Below are 16,695 nucleotides of genomic sequence, written 5' to 3' on the forward strand. Positions count from 1 at the left end.
CATGACACGGACGCGCCTTCGAATGGGCGTCCGGGGGCGAGTGAAAGGGTAGAAGAATATGGCGAAAGTGATCGGGATCGATCTCGGCACGACCAACAGCTGCGTTGCGGTGATGGAGGGCGGCAAGCCCAAGGTCATCGAGAATGCCGAAGGCGCGCGCACCACTCCCTCGGTGGTCGCCTTCACCAAGGATGGCGAGCGACTGATCGGCCAGCCGGCCAAGCGTCAGTCGGTCACCAATCCCGACAACACCATCTTTGCGGTGAAGCGCCTGATCGGCCGCCGCTTCGACGACCCGGTGACCAAGAAGGACACCGAGCTGGTCCCTTACAAGATCGTCAAGGGCCAGAACGGCGACGCCTGGGTCAATGCCGGTGGGCAGGACTACAGCCCGTCGCAGATCAGCGCCTTCACGCTTCAGAAGATGAAGGAATCGGCCGAGGCCTATCTCGGCGAGACGGTCACCCAGGCGGTGATCACCGTTCCCGCTTACTTCAACGACGCGCAGCGCCAGGCGACCAAGGACGCCGGCCAGATCGCCGGCCTTGAAGTGCTTCGCATCATCAACGAGCCGACTGCCGCGGCGCTCGCCTACGGGCTTGAGAAGAACGACGGCAAGACGATCGCGGTCTACGATCTGGGCGGCGGCACGTTCGACGTGTCGGTGCTGGAGATCGGTGACGGCGTGTTCGAGGTGAAGTCGACCAACGGCGACACCTTCCTTGGCGGCGAGGATTTCGACGCCAAGATCGTCGAGCATCTGGCGGCCAAGTTCCAGCAGAAGGAAGGCATCGATCTCCGCAAGGATCGTCTCGCCCTCCAGCGCCTCAAGGAAGCTGCGGAAAAGGCCAAGATCGAGCTGTCGTCGGCCCAGACGACCGAGATCAACCAGCCCTTCATCACCGCCCGCATGGAGGGTGGCCAGACCACCCCGCTGCACTTGGTGGAGACGATCACCCGCGCCGACCTCGAGAAGCTGGTCGCCGACCTCATCAACCGCACCCTCGAGCCCTGCAAGAAGGCGCTCAAGGATGCTGGTCTCGACGCCAGCGCGATCGACGAGGTCGTGCTGGTCGGCGGCATGACCCGCATGCCGCGCGTGCGTGAGGTCGTGAAGGAGTTCTTCGGCAAGGAGCCGCACACCGGCGTCAATCCTGACGAGGTCGTCGCCATCGGCGCTGCGATCCAGGCCGGCGTCCTGCAGGGCGACGTCAAGGACGTGCTGCTGCTCGACGTCACTCCTCTGAGCCTCGGCATCGAGACGCTGGGCGGTGTCTTCACCCGGATGATCGATCGCAACACGACGATCCCGACCAAGAAGAGCCAGGTCTTCTCGACCGCCGACGACAACCAGAACGCCGTCACCATCCGGGTCTTCCAGGGTGAGCGCGAAATGGCCGCGGACAACAAGGTCCTCGGGCAGTTCGACCTGGTCGGCATCCCCCCGGCGCCGCGCGGCGTGCCGCAGATCGAGGTCACCTTCGACATCGACGCCAACGGCATCGTCAACGTGTCGGCCAAGGACAAGGGCACCGGCAAGGAACAGCAGATTCGCATCCAGGCCTCGGGTGGCCTGTCGGATTCCGACATCGACAACATGGTCAAGCAGGCCGAACAGTTCGCCGAGGACGACAAGAAGCGTCGCGCCGCGGCCGAGGCGAAGAACCAGGCCGAGAGCCTCGTTCACTCGACCGAAAAGCAGCTTGCCGAGCATGGCGACAAGGTCAGTCCGGAGGTCAAGACCGAGATCGAGACCGCAATCGCCGAAACCAAGACCGCGATCGAAAACGGCGATTCGGACGCGATGACGACCAAGGCCAATGCGCTGACCCAGTCCGCAATGAAGCTTGGCCAGGCGATCTACGAGAGCCAGCAGGGCGGCGGGACCAACCAATCCCAGGCCGATACGGCCGAGAACGCCCAGGCGTCCGATGAGGAAGTGGTCGACGCGGAATATTCCGAAGTCGACGAAGACAAGAAGGCGTGATGATTACGTCGTCCCCGCTGGGCCCGTCTCGGCGGGGACGACGGCTTGAGGTTGCGTCATGACCGTCCACATCGATTATTACGAAATGCTCGGCGTCCAGCGCGGCGCCGACGACAAGGCTATCAAGGCCGCGTTCCGCAAGGCGGCGATGGAATGCCATCCCGACCGCCATGGCGGCTGTCCGGAGCGCACTGCCAAGTTCAAGCAATTGAACGAGGCTTACGACTGCCTGAAGGACCCGCAGAAGCGCGCGGCCTATGATCGTTTCGGTCATGCCGCGTTCCAGAACGGCGGTGCCGGAGCCGGCGGGTTCGGCGGCGGTGGCCCCGACTTCTCCGACATCTTCTCGTCGATCTTCGGCGAGTTCATGGACCCGCGTGGCGGCGGCGGCCGGCAGAATGCGGCGCGCGGCGCGGACCTCCGCTACGACCTCGAACTGACGCTGGAGGAAAGCTTCGCCGGCAAGTCGGCGACGATCGAGATCGAGACCATGGCTCCGTGCGAGCCGTGCGAAGGCGATGGCGCGCGCGGCGCCGCCGTGCCCGATCGCTGCAACACCTGTGGCGGGGCCGGCAAGGTCCGTGCCCAGCAGGGCTTCTTCGTGGTCGAGCGCAGCTGCCCGACCTGTCACGGCCACGGCGTCACCATCGCCGACCCGTGCCCCGAATGTCAGGGTGAAGGCCGTACGCTCAAGCGCCGCACGCTGACCATTCAGGTGCCGGCCGGGGTCGACGAAGGCACTCGCATCCGCGTTGCCGGCGAAGGCGAGGCGGGTGTGCGCGGCGCGCCCAACGGCGACCTGTACCTGTTCGTGCACCTGAAGCGGCATTCGATCTACAGCCGCGAAGGCACGACCCTTGTTGCCGATTGCCCGGTCAGCTTCACCACTGCGGCGCTGGGCGGGTCGATCACCGTTCCCGGCATCGATGGCGAGAAGATCGAGGTGAAGATTCCCGCCGGCATCCAGTCGGGCGAAACCCTGCGCCTCCGTGGCAAGGGCATGGCGGTCCTCAACGGCCGCGGCCGCGGCGACCTCGTCGCCTGCATCCTGGTCGAAACCCCGACCCGCCTGTCGGCCAAGCAAAAGGAAATCCTCGGCCAGTTCCGCGAAACCGAAACCGGCGAGGAATGCCCCAACGCGAAGAGCTTCTTCTCCCGGATCAAGGACGCGCTGGGCTAAGGTCCGGTGGACACTCGCTGATCCCGACGTGTCTGGTTGCAAGCTTCTCGAATGGATCGAGAGCGTCTAGACCGGGCCAGGATCACGGCGGGTCAAGACAGGCGGAGTAAGAATGCGGGTCGTCCTCCTCACGGCGCACTCCGAGGAGGGCGAGGTCCAGCACCGGTTCGTCGCCACGCATCTTCTGCGTGAATTCGGAGGCGACCTGGTTGGAATCATCGTTGCAACCGGCATCCGGAAGCCTGTGCGCCAACGGCTCGTCGCATGGTGCAAGCGCTATTCCGCGGCACAGATCGCATCGCGCATCGCCGTTCGTCTCCATCGCCGGCTGAGTGGCGGAGACGTTCTGCGGCAGGAGGCCTTGACCCGCGTCCTGTTTCCGGATGGCGAGGATGGGCGAATGCCCGGCGGCCCGGTCCTGCACCGGATCGCCTCACACAATAGTGATGAATGCCGGCAGCTGCTGGCGCGGCTCGGCGCAGATGTGGTGCTGGTGTACGGGACGCTGATCATCAGCGCCAAGACGATCGCGGCATGCGCGCGCCCGATCAACCTCCATACCGGGTGGTCACCTCTCTACCGCGGCTCCGACACGATGTTCTGGGCCCTCCATAATGGAGAGCCCGACTATGCCGGGGTGACGGTGCACCGGCTGGTGCCAGCCGTCGACGCTGGAGCCATCCTTGCCCGTGGGCGACCTCGGATCGAAGCAGGAGACGATGAGCCGACGATTTTCGCCAAGGGCGTCAAGCTGGGCGCGGAATTGCTCGCGTCTGCGGCGCGGCGCGAAGCGCGCGGCGAAACGAAACCGCTCGAGCAGGATCTGGCAAGCGGCAAGGAATATCGTTCGGTGCAGCGTAGCATGGGCGCGGAGCGGACCTTGCGGCGCCGGCTTGGCGACGGCCTCTTGAAGGGGGGAGTGGCCGAGTGCCGGGAAGAATTCTGACGAGGAGCCTGCTGCTGCTGGGCCTGGCGCTGTACCATTTGCGCCTTGCTGCAGTGGTCCGCTGGCTTGGCCGCAATCATCCCCGGGTGCTGCTCTATCACGACTGTGCAGATGCCGAGACGGCGTTCACCGCAGACCTCAATTGCACCACGCCGCCAACCGTTTTCGCTCAGCACCTCGACTATCTGGCGGCGCATCACACCATCGTCTCGATCGAGGATATCGTTGTCGGACGGGCTCCACGGGGCGCAGTCGCGATCACCTTCGATGATGGCTACCGCTCGGTATTCACCGGCGCTTTTCCAGCGTTGAAACAACGCGGCATCCCGGCGACGATCTACCTGATCGCAGATGTGATCGACGATCGATCGCTGGTCTGGGTCAACGAACTCAACTGGCGGTTGCGGATGACTGGTCCGCAAGCCGTGAAGGAAGCGGCGCAAAGGCTGGGATTGCCCGACGACAGCTCGGCAGCGTCAATCGTCGATCATTGTCGCCTCAATTTCGATCCCGGGATGATCGCCGATCTCCTGCAGCATCTGCGAGCGATCGACAGTGCCGATATTGAGGATGGCCCGCTTTATCTCACGGCAGGCGAGATCAACGAGATGGCCGCTCACCACATCACGTTCGGCAATCACACCATGACCCACCCCAATCTCGAACGCCTCACCGAGCAGGAGCAGGCGCATGAGATTGGCGAAGCCCAGCGCGTCCTTTCTGGCCGCTTCCCGATGACGTCTTCGCTGGCCTATCCGTTCGGGCATCATGGCCCCGCCACTGCCAGGATCGCACGCGAGCAGGGATTGCAAAGCGTTGCCGAAGTCGGCGGGCTCAACCGCCTCAGCAATCCCCGCCGGATCGGACGAACGCATCTGGCTGACGAGGCAATTCCCGAGCTTTTTGCCCGCATGGAAGTCGTCGAGCCCATCAAGGGATTTCTTCGCGAATTGAAGCGGCGAGGCTAAAAGCTCGATCCGGGCCAGGCAGCGCGATACCTGCTTTGGATGATGCTTTCGGACAGCATCTGCTCGGCTACTGTCTATCCGAAGGGAAGAATGACCATGCGACGCGCTCTCGTTCTGCTTGCCACCGTCATCGCCACTCCTGCCGCTGCGCAGCAGGACATGTCCAGGGTCGAGATCAAGGTCGAGCGGGTGACGCCCGGGGTTGCGGTGCTGTTCGGTGCGGGGGGGAATATCGGCCTCAGCTACGGTGAGGACGGCAATGTCATCATCGACGATCAATATGCGCCGCTGGCGCCGCGGATCGCGGCGGCGGTGAAGGCGGTCGATCCCGACCCGGTCCGCTTCGTCATCAACACGCATTGGCATGGCGATCACACCGGCGGCAACGAAGCGTTCGGCAAGGCCGGTGCGGTGATCGTCGCGCACGACAATGTCCGCCGCCGGATGAGCGCCGATGTCTTTTCCAAGCAGATGAACGAGACCATCAAGGCCTCGCCCAAGGCGGCGCTGCCGGTGGTCACTTTCTCGCGCGGGGTCAACTTCCACCTCAACGGCGACATGCTGCAGGTTACCCACGTCGACAACGCCCACACCGACGGCGACGCGCTGGTCTACTGGACCCGCGCCAACGTCCTCCACATGGGCGACACCTTCTTCTTCAAGGCGACCTATCCCTTCATCGACCGGGAGAGCGGCGGGTCGATCGACGGGATGATTGCCGCGGCAAAGACCGGGCTGGGCATCGTCAAGCCGGGCGGCAAGGTCATTCCCGGCCACGGTCCGATCGCGACCCGCGAGGATTTGCAGGCCTATCATGCGATGCTGGTCGACGTCCGTGCCAAGGTCGCCGCGGGGATCCGCGCCGGGCGGACCAAGGCGCAGGTGATCGCGTCCAGGCCGACCGCGCCCTATGACGGCAAGGTCTCGACCACCGGCTTCATCAAGCCCGACCGGTTCGTCGAGACGATGTACGACGAGCTGAAGCCCAAGCTCCAGCCCGCCCGCAAGCGCTAGGCGGAGCGGCCGAAGACGCGGGTGAAGATCGTGTCGACCTGGCGGAAATGATAGCCGAGGTCGAAGCTCTCCTCGAGCTTCGCGGGCGGTAGCACCGCGGTGACCTCGGGATCGGCCTTGAGGAGGTCGAGCAGCGACAGCGCGCCATCCGATTCCCACACCTTCATCGCGTTGCGCTGGACCTTGGCATAGGCGTCCTCGCGGCTCAGCCCGGCCTGGGTCAGCGCCAGCAGCACCCGCTGCGAGTGGACCAGCCCGCCCATCCGGTCGAGGTTCTTCCGCATCCGCTCGGGATAGACCAGCAATTTGTCGATCACGCCGGTCAGCCGCGCCAGCGCGAAGTCGAGGGTGATGGTCGCGTCCGGTCCGATGAACCGCTCGACGCTCGAATGGCTGATGTCGCGTTCATGCCACAGCGCGACATTCTCCATCGCCGGGGTCACCGCGCTGCGGACCAGCCGGGCGAGGCCGGTCAGGTTCTCGGTCAGCACCGGGTTGCGCTTGTGCGGCATGGCGCTCGACCCCTTCTGGCCGGGCGAGAAATATTCCTCGGCCTCCAGCACCTCGGTCCGCTGCAGATGCCGCACCTCGGTCGCTAGCCGCTCGATGCTCGACGCGATCACGCCGAGCGTCGCGAAGAACATGGCGTGACGGTCGCGCGGGATGACCTGGGTCGAGGTCGGCTCAGGGGTCAGGCCGAGGCGCCTGGCGACATGCTCCTCGACCCGTGGATCGATGTTGGCGAAGGTACCGACCGCGCCCGAGATGGCGCAGGTAGCGATCTCCTCGCGCGCCGCTTCGAGCCGCTTCAGGTTGCGCGCAAACTCCGCATGGGCCTGCGCGAGCTTGAGGCCGAAGGTGACCGGCTCGGCATGGATGCCGTGGCTGCGGCCGATGGTCGGGGTGAGCTTATGCTCGAACGCCCGCCGTTCCAGCACCGCCAGTAGCTGCTTCAGGTCCTCGATCAGGATGTCGCTCGCCTGCGCCAGCTGAACCGCAAGCGCGGTGTCGAGCACGTCGCTGCTGGTCATGCCCTGGTGCAGCCAGCGGCGCTCGTCGCCCAGCTTCTCGCCGGCCCAGGTCAGGAAGGCGATAACGTCATGCTTGGTGACCGCTTCGATCGCGTCGATCGCCGGCACGTCGACCGGATCGATCACACCGCGACCGTGGGCGTCGACGATCTTCGCCGCATCCTCGCGCGAGATCATTCCGATTTGGCCCATCGCCTCGGCGGCGAAGACTTCGATGTCCCACCAGATGCGGAAGCGGTTTTCGGCCGCCCAGATGGCGGTCATAGCGGGGCGTGAGTAGCGAGGAACCATGGCCGCGCCCGCTAGCAGGGGCGGGCCGAGGCGGCAATCAGGCCGCTTCGCGTTCCAGCTTTTCGGCAAGCGCCATCCAGCGCGCCTCGGCTTCCTCCAGCGCGGCCGCGACCTTGGCCCGGCGTTGCGACAGCTCGCTCATCGACAGGCGGGCGTATTGCGGATCGGCGCCGGCCGGATTGAACATCGCGCGGTCCAGTTCCGAGCGCTGTTCGGCGAGGCGCAGGCTTTCCTTTTCGGCCTCGTCGGTCGCTTTCCTGAGCGCCTTGGCATCCTCGCGGGCCTTGGAGCGCTTGGCTGCCTTGGGCTTGGTTTCGGTCTTGGGCTGGTTCCGGCCGAGGACGAAGTCGATGTAATCCTCGATGCTGCCGGCATAGTCGACCGCACGTCCGTCATCGACCAGCACCAGCCGGTCGGCGGTGAGCTCGACCATGTGGCGGTCGTGGCTGATCAGGATGACGGCGCCGTCATAGTCGTTGAGGGCCTGGACCAGCGCCTCGCGCGCATCGACGTCGAGGTGGTTGGTCGGCTCGTCGAGGATCAGGAGGTGCGGCGCCTCGCGGGTGATCAGCGCCAGGGCCAGCCGGGCGCGCTCGCCGCCCGACAGCTTGCTGGTCCGCGTCGTCGCCTTGTCGCCCGAGAAGCCGAACCGGCCGAGCTGCGCGCGGACGGCGGCGGGCGAGAGTCCCTCCATCGCCCGGCTCATGTGGACTAGCGGGGTTTCGTCGCCGTGCAGCTCCTCCACCTGATATTGCGTGAAATAGCCGACCCGCATCTTGCCGGTGGCGGTCATCCCGCCCTCCATCGGCGTTAGCTGCGCGGCCAGGAGGCGCGCCAGCGTGGTCTTGCCGTTGCCGTTGCGGCCAAGCAGCGCGATCCGGTCGTCGGGATCGATGCGGAGGTTCAGCTTCCGAAGGATCGGCGTCTCGCTGTAGCCGACCGCTGCCATCTCCAGCGTGATCAGCGGCGGCTTGAGTTCGCTTGGGGAAGGGAAGGCGAAGCTCAGCGACGGATCGTCCGCCATCGCCGCGATCGGCTGCATCTTGGCCAGCATCTTGGCGCGGCTCTGCGCCTGCTTGGCGGTCGAGGCGCGGGCCGAGTTGCGAGCGATATAATCCTGCAGCCGAGCGCGCTGCGCGTCCTGGCTGGCCTTGGCCGCCGCCAGCTGCGCCGCGCGCTCAGCCCGTTGCCGCTCGAAATCGTCATAGCCGCCGGCATATTGCGTCAGCCGGCCTCCCTCGACGTGAAGGATCGTGTCCACGACGTTGTTGAGGAGGTCGCGCTCGTGGCTGATCACCACCAGCGTGCCGCTGTAATCCTTGAGGAAGTTCTCGAGCCACAGGGTCGCTTCGAGATCGAGGTGGTTCGACGGCTCGTCGAGCAGCAGGATGTCGGGCTCGGAGAAAAGCAGCGCGGCAAGCGCCACGCGCATCTTCCAGCCGCCCGAGAAACTGTCGAGCGGGCGGCCCTGCATCTCCTCGTCGAAGCCGAGACCGAGCAGGATCCGCGCCGCCCGCGACGGCGCGCCATAGGCGTCGATCGCCAGCAGCCGCTCATGGACCTCGCCAAGCCGGTCCATGTCGCTGTAGTCCTCGGCCGCAAGCATCAGTTCGGCGCGCTCGGTGTCGGCTGCAAGCACCGTGTCGAACGGCGTCGCATCGCCGCTCGGCGCTTCCTGCGCGATGTAGCCGAGCCGGGTGCGCTTGGGCATCTCGATCTCGCCGTCGTCGGCTTCGAGCTGGCCGATCATGACCTTCATCAGCGTCGACTTGCCAGCGCCGTTGCGGCCGATCAGCCCGACCCGGCTCTTCGGGCGAATGGTCGCCGTGGCGCGGTCGAGGATCGTCCGCCCGCCAAGGCGCACCGTGATTCCATTGATGGTCAGCATGACGCGCGCCTACACCGATTGTGTGGCAAAGGCGAGGCGGAGGCGCTCGACCAGCGCGGCCGCCTTCTCGTCGCTGCGCAGCCGCTCCACCGGGCAACCGGCCGACGCCGCCAGTCGCGCGGTGGCTGCGCGGTGGGACCGGGCCGTCGTCAGGATGTAGGTGAGGAAGCCCGGCAGGTTGCGGAACCGCTCGGGGCAGTCGTCGGCCATGTCGGGCCGGGACCTGCCATGCTGGGTGACGGAGCGGCGCACGACCCGCCACAGCCGCACGCTCGTCGACCGGTCGAGCCAGATCAGGAGGTCGGCCCGCGCCAGCCGGCTCGGCCAGGTGCGGCTGTGGCCGCCCTCGAAGACCCAGCGCTCGCCGGCTCCGGCTTCAAGGCAGAGGCGCGTCTTTTCGGCCCGAGTCCGCTCGACCCAGCCGGGCTGCCAGTGGATGCGGTCGATGTGGATCACCGGCAGGCCGGTGACGTCTCCGATCTCCTTGGCGAGCCTGCTTTTTCCGCTCCCCGGCTGGCCGACGATCATGATCCGTCGAGGGGGCGGGGCAAGGCTCACATCAACCCCATGGCCCGCATGCTGCTGCGGCCCTGTGCGCCGACGATGACATGGTCGTGGACCGCGATCTTCATGTGCCGCCCGGCGTCGACGATATCGCGGGTGAGGCGGATGTCCTGCTGGCTCGGGGTGGGATCGCCGCTGGGATGGTTGTGGACAAGGATGATCGCGGTGGCGCCGAGCGCAATGGCGCGGGCGATCACCTCGCGGACGTGGACCGCCGCTTCGTCCACCGAGCCGCGCCACATCGCCTCGTTCGCGATCAGCACGTTCTTGGCATTGAGGAAGAGCACGCGGACTCCCTCGACCTGCGAATGGCTCATCGCGGCCTGGAGATAGTCGCCGAGCGCGTCCCAGCTGGACAGGAGCGGACGACCCTCGGTCCTGGTCTCGAGCAGCCGCAGCGCGGTTGCCCGGGCAATCGCCAGCGCGCCGATGACGCCGTCGGTCAGCCCCTCGCGGCGGAGGACCTCTGGTGGTGCCTCGAGCAGTGGGCCAAGCCCACCGAACGCGGAAATCAGCTGCTTTGCCAAAGGCTTGGTGTCGCGGCGCGGGATCGCCAGAGTCAGCAGATATTCAACCAGCTCGTGGTCGAGCAATGCGTCGCCGCCGCCGTCCAGCAGCCGATGCCGAAGGCGCGCGCGATGCCCGTCGGCGCCATTCGGCTTGTCGCCCATGAACGACAGGCTATGCCGGCACGGTTCGTCTTGCAACATGTCGCTTGCGGAACGAGCTGCGACACGGAAGGTTAGAACGGGTCTGTGACGAACGAAGCGACGGCCAGTAGCGACGGGGAAGGAGCGGGGCCGATCGCCGGACGCCGCCGCCGTCGCGTGCCTCGCTTTATCGGCATTGTCCTGGTCGCCCTGCTGGTCCTGCTGGTGGTCGCCGCCATCGTGCTGTGGAGCCAGCGCCGTCCGATCGCCACCAATATACTCAGCCGGGAGCTGGAGCGCCGCGGCGTGCAGGCGAGTTTCACGCTCGACCGGATCGGGCTCCGCACCCAGCAGGTCTCCAACCTGGTGATCGGCGACCCGCGGCGGCCCGACCTGACCGCGCGGCTGGCGCAGATACAGATGCGGATCAAGTGGAACGGGCAGGTCGAATTCTACCGGGTGGTGGCGCGCGGCGTGCGGCTGCACGGACGGGTGGTCGGCAACCGGGTCAGCTGGGGACAGGTCGACCGGCTGCTCCCGCCGCCGTCGGGCAAGCCCTTCTCGCTTCCCGACATCAGCGTCGATCTTGCCGACACGTCGATCGCAGTCGCCACGCCCTATGGGCCGATCGGGGTCGCGGTCGAAGGGGCGGGCAAGCTCACCGGCGGGTTCAAGGGTCGGCTTGCGGCAGCCTCGCCGAGCCTCGACGCCGGGCGATGCACGCTCACCGGGATGCGCGCCGCGCTCGCCGTCTCGGTCGCCGCCCGCCGCCCGCAGGTGAGCGGACCGCTGAGTGCGTCGAATTTCGCCTGCCCGGCGAGCAACATCGCGATCGCGCAGCCCCGGTTCGACATCGACAGCCGCTTTTCGGAGGGCTTTGGTCGGTTCACCGGGCGCGGGCGGATGAGCGCGATGGCGCTGGCGGCGGGGGTCAACAGGCTCGATCGCTTCAACGCCGACCTGACCTTCGGAGGCCAGCCGACGCAATTGTTCGGCACGGTGAAGCTCAGCGCCGCGGGCGCACGCATGGCGCAGCTGACCGCCGCCCGTACCCGCCTCGACGGAAGCTACCTGCTCAACGCCGCCCGCGGGCAGATCACGCTCGTCGCCGACTATGGCGCCGACGGTGTGGACCTCGACCCCAGCCTCACCCGGCCGCTCACCGGGGCGCTCGGCGGCGCCGCGGGCACGCCGCTGGAGCCGATCACCGCAGCCCTTCGCGACAGCTTCGACCGCGCCACCCGCGCCATGAGCGCCGCGGGCAAGCTGCGCCTGGTCAATGTCGCGGGCGGCGGCGCGGTTCGGGTCGAAACGGCCGACGTCCGCAGCGCCTCTGGTGCCCGGGTGCTGGTCGGCGGCGGGGGCGACGGGATCACCTATTACTGGCCGACCAACCGCTTGCGAGTAGATGGCCGCGTGCGCACCGCTGGCGGCGGCCTGCCGACCGCCGACCTCGCGTTGTCGATGCCCCGCGGCGGAGGACCGATGAGCGGACGGCTGGTGATGCAGCCCTATACCGCCGGAGGGGCCAGGCTGGCGCTCGATCCGGTGCGCTTCGCCGCCCTGGAAAGCGGCGCAACCCGGATCGAGACGGTCGCCCTGCTCGACGGGCCGCTGTCGGGGGGCAGGATCACCGGCCTCCGCGTGCCGGTCAGCGGAACGGTCGGTCCGGGTCAGCGCCTCGCCTTCGGGCAAGGCTGCGTGCCGCTGGCCTTTGCAAGCCTGCGCCTCGGCGCGCTGCAGCTTGGACGGACCCAGTTGCCAGTCTGCGCGGTCGGGCAGGCCGTGGTGTTCCGCCAGCCCGACGGCGACATCGCGGTGCGGGCCTTCACCCGTGATCTCGCGCTCAACGGGCGGCTTGGATCATCGCCCTTTTCCGCGCGGGCGGTGCGCGGCGCCCTGGTCGGGTCGCGCGGGTTCGACTTCACCACGGTCGCCGCTCGCCTCGGCAACCCGGAGGCGCCGATCCTGCTCAATGCCGGGCGGCTTGCAGGCACCTTCAAGGGAAGCGGCATCAGCGGCACCTTCGCGGGCGCCGATGCGACCATCGGCCGCGTGCCGATCAAGCTGACCGAGGCCGGCGGCGACTGGCTCTATTACCGCAATCGCCTGACGGTGAACGGCGCTGCAACGGCCAGCGACATCGGCTCGCCCGAACCGCGCTTCTACCCGCTTCGCTCGACGGACCTCAGCTTCTCGCTGCAGGGCAACGACATTCGCGCCGGCGGCTCGCTTCGCCATCCGGGAACGGGCGCGCTGGTCACCAACGTGGCGATCCGGCACGATCTCGGACGGGGCACCGGCGAAGCACTGCTGGACGTGCCCGGCCTTCGCTTCGCCCAGAATGGCTTGCAGCCGGAAATGATCACCCGCCTGACCGAAGGCGTCATCGCACTCGTCAACGGAACGGTGACGGGGCAGGGGCGGATCGCCTGGAACGGCTCCGGCGAGGTCACTTCGACCGGGGAATTCTCGACCGCCAATACCGACCTCGCAGCCGCGTTCGGCCCCATCACGGGCCTGTCGGGCACCATCCGCTTCACCGACCTGCTCGGGCTCGAGACGGCACCGGGGCAGACCGTCAGCGTCGCCACGATCAATCCCGGTATCCTGGTCGAGAACGGGGTCGTCACCTACCAGCTGCTGCCCGGCCAGCTGGTCCGCATTCAGGCCGGGCGCTGGCCCTTCATGGGCGGCGAGCTGATCCTGCGGGAAACCGTGCTCAATCTCGGGCGGCCAAGCCCCAAGCGCCTGACCTTCGAGGTCCGCGGGCTCGACGCCAACATGTTCGTGAGCAGCTTCGGATTCAACGACATCAAGGCCGAAGGACGCTTCGACGGCGTGCTGCCGATGATCTTCGACGACAATGGCGGGCGCATCGTCGGTGGCCGTCTCGACAGCCGCGCCCCCGGCGGCCGCCTGTCGTACACCGGCGCGGTGAACAAGGCGAACCTCGGCACCGCCGGCAATCTCGCCTTCAACGCCCTGCGCGACCTGCGCTTCCGCTCGATGATTATTCGCCTCGATGGCGACCTTGCGGGCGAATTCGGAACGACCCTGGTGATCGATGGCGTCGGCCTTGCCGGAACCAACGGCACTCAAAAGCTGATCAGCCGCTTCGTCGGGCGCATCCCGCTGAAGTTCAACGTCTCGATCCGCGGGCCCTTCCGCGCCCTGATCGGGACCGCCAAGTCGCTGCGCGATCCGCGCACCCTGATCGACACCACCCTCGACCGCCCGCTCGGCAACATCCCCGGCATCGTCACCGAGGTTCGTCGCCGCGAGGAAGATTCCACCCAGACCCAGACCCCCGTCGAAGAACAAGGTAGCCGCCCATGAGAAGGCTTATTCTGATCGCCGTCCCGCTTGGCGCCGCGCTGACCGGCTGCGTCAACGTCCGCACGCCCGAGAAGCCGATCGAGATCAATCTCAACGTCGCCATCCGGCAGGAAGTGCTGGTGCGGATGCAGCGCGACGTCGACACCTTGATCAACCAGAATCCGGAAGCCTTTCCGCAGCCTCCCGCGGGCACGACTCCGGGCGCCACGAGGCAGCGATGATTCGCTGGGCGGGGTTATTGCTGGCCGCGGTCGCCGGAGCGGCGGTGGCGCAGGGCGCTTATTTCGACGCGCGCGCGGCAGGGCAGGTGGGCGAACGCTTCGACGGCTATCTCGGCTATACGCAGGTCCAGCCGAGCCCACGGGCGCGGGCCCAGACCGAGACCATCAACATTCGCCGCCGCGCGCTCTATTCGGATCTCGCCCAGCGCCGTGGCGCAAGCCCTTCGGAAGTCGGGATCACCGCGGGCTGCACCCTGCTTGGCCGGGTCGCCGTGGGCGAAAGCTACATGCTGGCGGACGGGCAATGGCGGCGGCGTTCGGCGGGCCAGCCCGCGCCCGTGCCGGATTATTGCACCGGGGGCTGAGGCTCGAAACCGGCGCGATAGGCGGGCCTCAGCCGCGTCAGCATGGTAGCGGTCAGCGGCAGGCTTATCTCATACGCGCCCTCGGCGTAGGGGCCGGCGACATAGGCGTCCGCAGTGACGTCGACATGATCGAAGCGACCGTCCTTGTCCCGGTCGGCCAGCACCAGCGAAAGCTCCTTCAAGGCAGGACACTGGCTCGGCCAGTCCTTGCGCGTGATCGGCTCTCCCCGCCGCTTGGCGCGCTCGCGGTTGAGAAGGATGCAGAATGGCTGGCGAATCGCGCCGTCCCAGCTCTTTCCGGTCAGCAGCAGCGCGTCAAGACCGATCTCCCGGCCCGAACGGCGATCCCAGAGCAGCGATTTGGTATTGGTGTTGGGGTGCGCACCGCCGGTGTAGGCCGACGTGGTGCTGACGAGCGACAGCAATTGTCGGCTCTGCCCGGCGGTTTCCCACTTCCGGCTGAACTGAAGCCCGTTCCAGTCCATCTTTTCCTTGGTCCGGAACGCCTTTTCGGCCGCGGCCATGCGCAGCATCTCGGTCCGCCGGACGCCGGCATCGGCCCGGAAGCGGCGGGACAGGGCAGGGATGGCTTCGGCCTCGGCCGGCCAGGCGTAGGTGAAGTCGAGGTCGCTGGTGTCGCTGGTGATGGCGACGGGCGCGGCGGCGAGCAGCAGGGCGGCAAGGATCGGCATCGTCCCGAGCTATGAACGTGGCGGTTCGGGCGCAAGTGTGTCTCCGCAACGGTTGACCTCGTCACCTGCCCTGCTAAAGGGGCCGCGCCTTGGCGGGCTCTGACGCCGCCATGTTCCTTGCCTGAACCGCGTGAGCCGCTCCCCTCCGGAGCTTCGCCACGCACATGAAGGAGTTGAGCATGGTGGAAGAAGGTCCGGGGCAGGACGACAGGCTTCCCGCCGACACTCGTCTCGACCACCTCGAAAGAAGAGTGGCCGAAGCGCAACGGAAGGAAGCGGTCAGGACCGGCACGGCGCCGGCCTCGGATGCCAATGAGCAGATGGGGCAGAAGGTGCTTAGCCTCCTGATCGGCGGACTGCTCGGCGGCACGCTCATCGGCTGGCTTCTCGACAAGCTGCTGGGAACGTGGCCGACGCTCTTTATCACGCTGATGGTGCTTGGCACCGCCAGCGGGTTTTGGAGCATCATCAAGCTTTCGAACACGAAGACGAAGAGGGACCTTTAGTGGCCGCCGAATCGGGCAAGATCGATCCGATGCATCAGTTCCAGGTCGAACCCCTGTTCGGCCAGGACTGGACCGTCGCGGGCCATTCGATCGCCTTCACCAACAGTTCGCTGTGGATGCTGATCACCCTCGTCGCGGTGTGGCTGTTCATGCTTGGCGGAATGAAGCGCGAGCTCGTGCCCGGTCGCTGGCAGGCCGCGGTCGAAGGGGTCACCGGCTTCATCTCCAACATGATGGAAACGAACGTCGGGCCAGCCGGCCGCAAGTTCGTGCCTTACGTCTTCTCGCTGTTCATGTTCATCCTGTTCGCCAACATGCTCGGCCTGCTTCCGGTCGGCATCATCCCCGGCGTCCATCCCTTCACCGTCACCAGCCATCTGACGATCACCGCCGTGCTGGCGATCGTCTCCTTCGGGATCGTGCTCGCGGTTGGCTTTGCCAAGCATGGCCTGCACTTCTTCAGCCTGTTCGTGCCGCACGGCGCGCCGTGGTGGATGCTCCCTATCCTGATCCCGGTCGAATTCGTGTCGTTCATGGTCCGCCCATTCAGCCTGGCGCTGCGACTGTTCGTGGCGATGACCGCCGGCCACATCCTCTTGAAGGTGCTGGCGGGCTTCGTGATCAACGGCCTCAACGCCGAAGCTTTCTGGGTCGCCCCGGTGGTCAGCCTGCCGAGCCTGATCCTGATGATCGGCATCAGCGCGCTTGAGCTGCTGGTGGCCGCGATCCAGGCCTACGTCTTCGCGCTGCTGACGAGCCTGTATCTCAACGACGCAATCAACCTTCACTAACCTTCACAACAAGATACCAAAGGGAGTTTGAACATGGACGCAGAAGCCGCAAAGCTGCTCGGTGCCGGTCTCGCCGCCATCGGCGTTGGCATGGCCGCCCTCGGCGTGGGTAACGTCTTCGGCTCGTTCCTCGCGAGCGCGCTGCGCAACCCGGCTGCCGCCGACAGCCAGCAGGGCCGTCTCTTCATCGGCTTCGCCGCCGCCGAACTTCTCGGCCTGCTGGCGTTCGTCGTTGCGATGATCCTGCTGTTCGTCGCCTAAC

The 16,695-nt window shown here is 66.7% G+C and carries 16 protein-coding genes; 11 read left to right on the plus strand and 5 right to left on the minus strand.

The features are described 5' to 3' along the window. Positions 1 to 58: 58 nt before the first annotated feature. The 5 genes from dnaK (at position 59) to GGQ97_RS09550 (ending at position 6,095) form a co-directional block, all read left to right on the plus strand. Positions 59 to 1,987, plus strand: a complete 1,929-nt coding sequence (gene dnaK / locus GGQ97_RS09530) for a molecular chaperone DnaK (RefSeq protein ID WP_168069073.1) — start codon at positions 59 to 61, stop codon at positions 1,985 to 1,987. Positions 1,988 to 2,045: 58 nt separating this feature from the next. Beyond that, positions 2,046 to 3,167, plus strand: a complete 1,122-nt coding sequence (gene dnaJ, locus GGQ97_RS09535; protein ID WP_168069074.1) for a molecular chaperone DnaJ — start codon at positions 2,046 to 2,048, stop codon at positions 3,165 to 3,167. A 112-nt stretch (positions 3,168 to 3,279) separates the two neighbouring features. Beyond that, positions 3,280 to 4,113 (plus strand): formyl transferase, encoded by an 834-nt coding sequence (locus GGQ97_RS09540; protein WP_168069076.1) that lies wholly within the window; start codon positions 3,280 to 3,282, stop codon positions 4,111 to 4,113. Then, positions 4,095 to 5,081 carry a polysaccharide deacetylase family protein gene (locus GGQ97_RS09545; protein WP_168069077.1) on the plus strand — a complete coding sequence of 329 codons (987 nt, stop codon included), beginning with the start codon at positions 4,095 to 4,097 and terminating at the stop codon, positions 5,079 to 5,081. Before GGQ97_RS09540 ends, GGQ97_RS09545 begins: the two co-directional genes overlap by 19 nt. A 96-nt stretch (positions 5,082 to 5,177) precedes the next feature. Beyond that, on the plus strand, positions 5,178 to 6,095 hold the full coding sequence (locus GGQ97_RS09550; protein WP_209022829.1) for an MBL fold metallo-hydrolase: 918 nt from the start codon (positions 5,178 to 5,180) through the stop codon (positions 6,093 to 6,095). Here the strand turns inward: GGQ97_RS09550 and purB are convergent. From purB to radC, 4 genes are read right to left on the minus strand one after another with little or no spacing between them, the layout of a single operon-like run. Further along, positions 6,092 to 7,417, minus strand: coding sequence for an adenylosuccinate lyase (gene purB, locus GGQ97_RS09555; RefSeq protein WP_168069078.1), 1,326 nt, complete (start codon positions 7,415 to 7,417; stop codon positions 6,092 to 6,094). The genes GGQ97_RS09550 and purB overlap by 4 nt on opposite strands. Positions 7,418 to 7,454: 37 nt before the next feature. Then, complete coding sequence (locus tag GGQ97_RS09560) at positions 7,455 to 9,305, minus strand: ABC-F family ATP-binding cassette domain-containing protein (RefSeq protein ID WP_168069080.1); 1,851 nt, start codon at positions 9,303 to 9,305, stop codon at positions 7,455 to 7,457. 9 nt (positions 9,306 to 9,314) lie between these two features. Beyond that, the gene (locus tag GGQ97_RS09565) at positions 9,315 to 9,863 is read right to left on the minus strand and encodes a P-loop NTPase family protein (protein ID WP_209022830.1); all 549 of its coding nucleotides are present in this window, start codon (positions 9,861 to 9,863) and stop codon (positions 9,315 to 9,317) included. Continuing rightward, a complete protein-coding gene (gene radC / locus GGQ97_RS09570; protein WP_168069081.1) occupies positions 9,860 to 10,540 on the minus strand; it encodes a RadC family protein in 681 nt (226 codons plus the stop codon). The genes GGQ97_RS09565 and radC overlap by 4 nt, the downstream gene beginning before the upstream one ends. A gap of 156 nt (positions 10,541 to 10,696) precedes the next feature. On the opposite strand from radC, the gene GGQ97_RS14675 reads away from it, so the two are divergent. Genes GGQ97_RS14675 through GGQ97_RS09585 form a run of 3 tightly spaced genes read left to right on the plus strand, consistent with a single transcriptional unit; the run spans position 10,697 to position 14,444 of the window. Further along, the gene (locus GGQ97_RS14675) at positions 10,697 to 13,858 is read left to right on the plus strand and encodes an intermembrane phospholipid transport protein YdbH family protein (protein ID WP_168069083.1); all 3,162 of its coding nucleotides are present in this window, start codon (positions 10,697 to 10,699) and stop codon (positions 13,856 to 13,858) included. Beyond that, the gene (locus GGQ97_RS09580) at positions 13,855 to 14,079 is read left to right on the plus strand and encodes a YnbE family lipoprotein (protein WP_168069085.1); all 225 of its coding nucleotides are present in this window, start codon (positions 13,855 to 13,857) and stop codon (positions 14,077 to 14,079) included. The genes GGQ97_RS14675 and GGQ97_RS09580 overlap by 4 nt, the downstream gene beginning before the upstream one ends. Next, positions 14,076 to 14,444, plus strand: a complete 369-nt coding sequence (locus GGQ97_RS09585) for a YdbL family probable chaperone protein (RefSeq protein ID WP_168069087.1) — start codon at positions 14,076 to 14,078, stop codon at positions 14,442 to 14,444. Before GGQ97_RS09580 ends, GGQ97_RS09585 begins: the two co-directional genes overlap by 4 nt. Here GGQ97_RS09585 and GGQ97_RS09590 read toward each other — a convergent pair. Further along, positions 14,426 to 15,136, minus strand: coding sequence for a PdaC/SigV domain-containing protein (locus GGQ97_RS09590; protein ID WP_168069088.1), 711 nt, complete (start codon positions 15,134 to 15,136; stop codon positions 14,426 to 14,428). The two genes, GGQ97_RS09585 and GGQ97_RS09590, sit on opposite strands and share 19 nt — an antisense overlap. A 164-nt stretch (positions 15,137 to 15,300) precedes the next feature. On the opposite strand from GGQ97_RS09590, the gene GGQ97_RS09595 reads away from it, so the two are divergent. From GGQ97_RS09595 to GGQ97_RS09605, 3 genes are read left to right on the plus strand one after another with little or no spacing between them, the layout of a single operon-like run. Next, positions 15,301 to 15,642, plus strand: coding sequence for an AtpZ/AtpI family protein (locus tag GGQ97_RS09595; RefSeq protein WP_168069090.1), 342 nt, complete (start codon positions 15,301 to 15,303; stop codon positions 15,640 to 15,642). After that, entirely contained in the window at positions 15,642 to 16,433 is a 792-nt protein-coding gene (locus GGQ97_RS09600; protein ID WP_168069092.1) for a F0F1 ATP synthase subunit A, read from the plus strand. Before GGQ97_RS09595 ends, GGQ97_RS09600 begins: the two co-directional genes overlap by 1 nt. Before the next feature lie 33 nt (positions 16,434 to 16,466). After that, complete coding sequence (locus tag GGQ97_RS09605; protein WP_168069094.1) at positions 16,467 to 16,694, plus strand: F0F1 ATP synthase subunit C; 228 nt, start codon at positions 16,467 to 16,469, stop codon at positions 16,692 to 16,694. Position 16,695: the final 1 nt, after the last annotated feature.

The organism is Sphingomonas kaistensis, from assembly GCF_011927725.1.
Classification (GTDB): Bacteria; Pseudomonadota; Alphaproteobacteria; order Sphingomonadales; family Sphingomonadaceae; genus Sphingomicrobium; species Sphingomicrobium kaistense.